The sequence below is a fragment of the Nostoc sp. genome (assembly GCF_036918015.1).
GTDB lineage: Bacteria > Cyanobacteriota > Cyanobacteriia > Cyanobacteriales > Nostocaceae > Nostoc.
The window spans coordinates 73,176-79,569 of record NZ_JBALEO010000067.1 but is presented as its reverse complement, the minus strand read 5'-3'; the positions used below and the strand labels follow the sequence as shown (position 1 = coordinate 79,569).

Sequence of the window (6,394 nt, the reverse complement as noted above, 5' to 3'; positions counted from 1 at the left end):
AAAAACTCGAATATTAAAAGTGAACTATAAACTGGATACTCATTTCTGAAGCATATCATGAGTTAAAATCTCATTTTTTAGTTCAAATCACAACTAGACTCTCTGAAAGAGAAAATTTCAGTCTGTCTATTGATTGCGATCGCTTATTTTAATTGAATATGACGACACTTGCTCACTAGGGGTAAAACTGAAGCTAGCGTACTCCTTGCCAAAGGGGTACGCTAGCACGAGTAAGGTACTTTGGTTATTGGTAATTGAGCAGACTCGATATTACCTTTTAACTTTTAGACGCGAAATTTCAAATCTCTATTCGTCGTCGAAGTCATCCTCGTCGTCTTCCTCTTCTTCCTCGAAATCGTCTTCGTCTACTACTTCATCAGCAATTAATTCATCTTCTTCATCTAGAATTGACCTTTCTGCACGTCTGCTGCCAAAGCCAGATTCCCCAAGAGTAGGAGAATCTAAATTATAGGTGCGAGCTGTGCGATCGTCTAAGACCATATCTAGGGGATCATCAACTTCATCTAACACACTACTGGTAATTTCAGCAGTATAGTCATCGATCGCTCCGGGCTCTTCATAAGTATTGTACCCAGTACCAGCCGGAATCAATCGCCCGATAATCACGTTTTCCTTTAATCCGCGCAGCCAGTCAGATTTGCCTTCGATAGCTGCTTCGGTGAGTACCCGTGTTGTCTCTTGGAAGGACGCGGCGGAAATAAAGCTGTCGGTGTTCAACGATGCTTTAGTGATCCCCAACAATACTGGAGTGTACTGTGCCCTAGCACCGCCTGTAATTGCCATAGCTTCGTTCACCTGCTCAACTTGGCGCAGTTCCACCAATTCGCCGGGAAGCATTGTGGTGTCGCCACCATCATCAATCCTGACTTTGTTGGTCATCTGGCGAACAATCACTTCAATGTGCTTATCGGAAATATCAATCCCTTGAGACTGGTACACCATTTGCACTTCATTCACCAAGAAAGTCTGTACCTTTTGTAAAGCAAGGCTAGCACAAGCATAGATTCCGTCTTCAGAACCCAGGCTAAAGAAGATTTCCAAAATTTCGTGGGGATTAGATGGCCCATCAGTTAACGGTTGTCCCGCTAATACCATTGAGCCATCTGGCACAATCAAATTTTGTCCTGGTCCCAGAGGATAATCTGTCACCACGCCATTTGATTCTACGACCTTGATGGCGATCGCTTCATCACCGCTTTCAGCGTAAACTACCTTAACTTCTCCGCCCCGCCGACATAAAATGCACGCTTCTTTCGGTTTACGAGCTTCAAGTAGTTCCTCAATCCGGGGCAAACCTTGAATGATATCTCCGGTTTTGGCGCGTTCAAACACCAGCAACACCAAGTTATCACCCCGTTGTACCAAATCGCCGTCTTCTATCTGCAACACAGCACCAGGGCTGACTCGATAAGGGCGACCGATACGGGTAGTAACAACGTAGTTTTTAGTACTTAAAGCTGATTCCCCACCAGATGCAGCAGCGACACTTTTAACATCCACTACTTGCCCTGATTCTGGGGCAAAAACTCCAGGAGCAACTTCTGTACCTTCTACTAGCAAATCACCCACTTTTACCTTTGGCTGAGTACTAGTATTAATGGTGAGCCTGTCAACATCGCGCAACACTAAACAGCGACGCACGTTTTCGGTTCCTTTTTGAACACCTCGTACTTCCCCGCCTTCTTTACACAAGATTTGGGTACGTGCGACTACAGACCCTGGGGCGATGGTTAACCCATCGTGTACCTCAAGTGTGGTCTGGGTACTACCTTGGGTGGCATCGGCGGTAATGTCTCGACGAATTACCAAAGATTCCAAAATCACCAGTTGTAAACGTTGAACTTCTGGGTCTTCAGTATCCTCTACTAATTCAATATCTGCTGCCAGGGGTGAAGCATTATGGTCTTGTTCTCCTTCTTGCTCAATTTCCAGTACTAGCTGGGTTCGTAGCAGTTCGACACCTTCAACAGATTTGACGCGTTCTGAATCTTTATAAGGTAGTCGCTGCACCGCTCTCAATTGGATCGATCGCCCGGTTTGTTGACTTACCGATGTCGTTGATGGCACATCTGGATTATCAGGGACGGCAAACTCAACCACTGGACGACTCAATAGGGCGGGGCCTTCTGGTGTTTCAACATACTGGATATAACGCAATTCCGTGGCGACATTGCCTTGAAATTCCTCACCTGGTTGAATGAAGGTGTTATCTCGCCCGATGACTGATTCGGGATCGTCAACCATCAGCAGTTCCCCTGGCTTCACCACTACTTCCCGCAGGATGTCGTTTTTCTGGGTCACTTCTACCACACCACTGTTTTGGCAGAAGATATCCTTCACAACTTCGGTGCCAGCTTCCACAAACTGACCGTCTTCTACCAACAGTAAGGAGATATCTTTATTAACTTCGTGGCTTTCTTCGGGAATCCACAACAGTGTACCGCCCTGCACTACTTCATAACCCAGCTTGGCTTTGCCTTTTTTCTGGACTTCGACACCCGCAAATTTCAGGAATCCACCAGTGGTTGTGCGATAGCGGTCATCAATTAACTCAGCGACCACTTGACCATTTTGCACTTTTGTGCCTGGTGTAGCCCGGAGGTTAAATACTTGGTTGTTGCCAGTGGAAACTAAGTAATTATTGCGCCCTTGGGAACTTTGGACTGTCACCGTTGCTTGGTCTAGTACGACAGAAGCGGTGATAATCTCAATTTCCCTGGTACTCTTACCTGGGGTAGCTTCTGGCAAGCGCACCACACCGCCGTGCAAACTGGCTAACTTGGTTTCTGCTAAAACTCCATTAGAGGCGATCGCATCACCATTTTTCACCACCAATTCGGCCCCTGGCGGCAAGTTGTAAACTTCCCCAGACAAAATCCAAATCAAACCACCGCGCGCGGCTGTGGTTGTGGTATTGCCTTGACGGTCAGTTTTTTGTTCTGGAACAACTTCGGCAAATTGCACTTCCCCTGCTAAGTCAGAGGCTACATCTTTAACTGCTTTTTCTGTATTAGTCCGAGTTGTCCGTCCACCAAGGGCAACCTCTGCCAACAACTGACCTTGTTTTACCTTATTTCCATCAAATACATATAGTGTTGAACCTTGGGTAAGATGAACCTCTTGGTTCTCTGGAGTAACATCACCTACTTTTGTTGGCTCCAAAAGCATGATGCCATTAGCCTCAACATAGAGTGCATCTTCCCCGTGGCGGGTACGATATGTTCTAGTTTTCAGTTTTCGCGGAAGCTTGACAGTCCCATCAATTTTGGAACGAACTTGTTGCGCCACTTCCCCAGTAAACACCCCACCAGTGTGGAATGTCCGCATGGTTAACTGAGTACCGGGTTCACCGATACTTTGGGCAGCAATAATCCCTACAGCTTCGCCCAAATCTACCATCTTGGCGTGGGCCAAACTCCAGCCGTAGCAGTGTTGACAGACAGAACGTGCGGCTTCACAAGTTAGTGGCGATCGCACCACAACTTCTCCCACCCCAGACTTTTCAATTTTCTTCGCCAAGTCTTCAGGAATTGGCGAATTACGTGCTGCAATCAATTCTTTTGTCACCGGATGCACCACATCTTCGCCAATTACCCGTCCCATCAAGCGGGTTGCTAGAGGAATCAACGTTTTGGCACCTTCTGTCATTGGTCGAATCGCAAGACCTCTGGTAGTGCCGCAGTCAAATTCCCGAATAATTACATCCTGGGATACGTCCACTAATCGGCGGGTGAGATAACCAGAGTCAGCCGTCCGTAAGGCAGTATCCACCAATCCTTTTCTGGCACCGTAAGACGAAATAATGTATTCCGTCACAGTTAGCCCTTCACGGAAGTTGGTTTTGATCGGTAAATCGATAATTTCCCCTTGAGGATCTGCCATCAGTCCCCGCATCCCCACTAACTGCCGGACTTGTGAGATGTTACCCCGTGCCCCGGAGAATGCCATCATATATACGGAGTTAAGGGGATTAGTCTTCTTGAAGTGAACGACTACTTCATCTTTCAAAGCTTCACTGGTACCATTCCAAGTATCGATTACCTTTTGGAAGCGTTCTACTTCAGTGATTTCTCCCCGTTGATAACGGGTTTCAGTAGCGCGAATTTCTTCCTCGGCTGCTTCTAAGAGCAATCGCTTAGTTGGTGGTATCATCAAGTCATCTACACTGATGGAAACCCCTGCTTTAGTAGCATAGCGAAATCCCAAATCTTTCAATTTGTCCGCCATCACTGCGGTTCGCGCTGTACCATAATTCGTAAAAGCCCAAGAAATTAAATTTCTCAGTTGACCTTTGTCAACCACGCGATTGCGAAAAATCATTTTTTCGTTAGTCATTAATCATTAGTCCTGAGTCATCAATAATTAATAATTCGTAATTCGTAATTCGTAATTCGTAATTAAAGAATTAATTACGAATTACGTTAGCGCAGCGTAAAGCCTTCGGCATGGCTTCGCTTAGAGCGAGTCCGCGAGCGTCATTAGAAATTACGAATTAACTTGCTAGTGCTTCCTGAATGGCATTGTTGTAAATAACGCGGCCAGGAGTTGTGTATATATACTGTGAAAGTACATTGCCCTTAGCGTCTTGTCTGACTCGACGGAACTTATAGAGTAATGTGCGGGTACCATCCTCGTTTTCCGTCACTTTCACGGGTTCTGTATCCGGTTGGTCTGATTCTATTTCACCGTCAAACCTTACGTAAATATAGGCGTGCAAGTCAATTTGATCTTGCTGGAAAGCCATAATTACATCCTCTAGCGAAGAAAAGTAATTTCCTGCCCCTTTTGTCGCACCGGGATTTTCTGCTGTTAAATAATAGGCTCCCAACACCATATCTTGGCTAGGTGTGATGATCGGTTTACCTGTGGCTGGTGACAAAATATTGTTAGAAGCCAACATTAACAACCGCGCTTCAGCCTGACTTTCTAATGACAGAGGGACGTGTACCGCCATTTGGTCGCCGTCAAAGTCGGCGTTAAACGCTGGACACACCAGAGGATGAAGTTGAATCGCTCTACCTTCTACTAAAATTGGTTCAAAAGACTGAATACCCAAACGGTGCAATGTTGGTGCCCGGTTTAGCATTACAGGATGTCCTTCAATTACCTCTTCCAGCACATCCCAAACACTGGGATCATTGCGGGATATAAGCTTTTTCGCAGCTTTGATGTTATTCACCATACCGCTACGAATCAGGCGGTTAATCACAAATGGTTGAAATAGCTCAATTGCCATTTCTCTAGGCAAACCGCACTGGTGAATTTTCAGCTTTGGCCCGACCACAATTACCGAACGTCCAGAGTAGTCAACCCGTTTACCTAACAAGTTTTGTCGGAAACGTCCTTGCTTACCCTCAATAATGTCGGACAAAGATTTCAGGGGTCGATTATTTGCCCCTACCACAGTGCGTCCCCGACGACCATTGTCAATCAAAGCATCCACTGCTTCTTGCAGCATCCGCTTTTCGTTCCGCACAATAATCTCTGGTGCCAAAATTTCTTGCAAGCGTGCCAAACGATTGTTGCGGTTAATTACCCGCCGATACAAATCATTTAAATCGCTGGTGGCAAAGCGTCCGCCATCTAGTTGCACCATTGGGCGCAAGTCGGGCGGAATCACGGGAATAACTGCCATTACCATCCACTCTGGTTTGGAACCAGTGGCGATAAAGTTGTCAATTACCCGCAGTCGCTTAATTAGCTTGGCTCTCTTTTGTCCCTTGGCGTTGCCAATTTCTTCGCGTAGGCTTTCGGCTTCTTGTTCCAAATTGATATCGGCAAGCAAACGCAACAGCGCTTCAGCACCAATACCTACCTCTACGCCTTGCAGCACAGAATCTTCGCTATAAATTTGGTCTTCTATTTCCAACCACTGGTCTTCACTCAGCAGTTGTTTGTAAGTTAAAGTTTCGGCATTACCTGCACTCAGGACAACATAAGAGTTGAAATAGACAATCTGCTCGACATCCCGCAAGGGCATATCCAACAGGATGGAAATATAGCTAGGAATGCCTTTGAGATACCAGACGTGAGCTACTGGTGCAGCGAGTTTAATATAGCCCATGCGGTGGCGACGCACCCGTGACTCGGTGACTTCTACCCCACAGCGCTCACAGACAATACCTCTGTGACGAACTCTTTTATACTTCCCACAATGGCATTCCCAATCTTTTGCGGGACCAAAGATCCGCTCACAAAATAAGCCATCCATCTCTGGCTTGAGAGTTCGGTAGTTAATCGTCTCTGGCTTGGTAACTTCACCGACTACTTGACCGTTGGGCAATGTTCTCTCGCCCCACTGCCGAATGCGTTCAGGGGAAGCCAAGCCGATTTTTACGTAGTCAAACTGATTAGTTTGGGCAGGTCTCATACT

The 6,394-nt window shown here is 46.4% G+C and carries 2 protein-coding genes; both read right to left on the bottom strand.

The features are described from left to right. Positions 1-306 precede the first annotated feature (306 nt). Positions 307-4,356: a DNA-directed RNA polymerase subunit beta'' gene (locus V7K61_RS16655; RefSeq protein ID WP_335054748.1), complete on the bottom strand. Its 4,050-nt coding sequence runs from the start codon at positions 4,354-4,356 to the stop codon at positions 307-309. Between the two features lie 157 nt (positions 4,357-4,513). Beyond that, positions 4,514-6,391 (bottom strand): DNA-directed RNA polymerase subunit gamma, encoded by a 1,878-nt coding sequence (locus V7K61_RS16650; RefSeq protein WP_094342607.1) that lies wholly within the window; start codon positions 6,389-6,391, stop codon positions 4,514-4,516. Positions 6,392-6,394 lie beyond the last annotated feature (3 nt).

Excerpts from the sequence above, each read along its gene's own strand:
- V7K61_RS16650 (WP_094342607.1), bottom strand. The coding sequence starts at position 6,391 with ATGAGACCTGCCCAAACTAATCAGTTTGACTACGTAAAAATCGGCTTG.
- V7K61_RS16655 (WP_335054748.1), bottom strand. The coding sequence starts at position 4,356 with ATGACTAACGAAAAAATGATTTTTCGCAATCGCGTGGTTGACAAAGGT.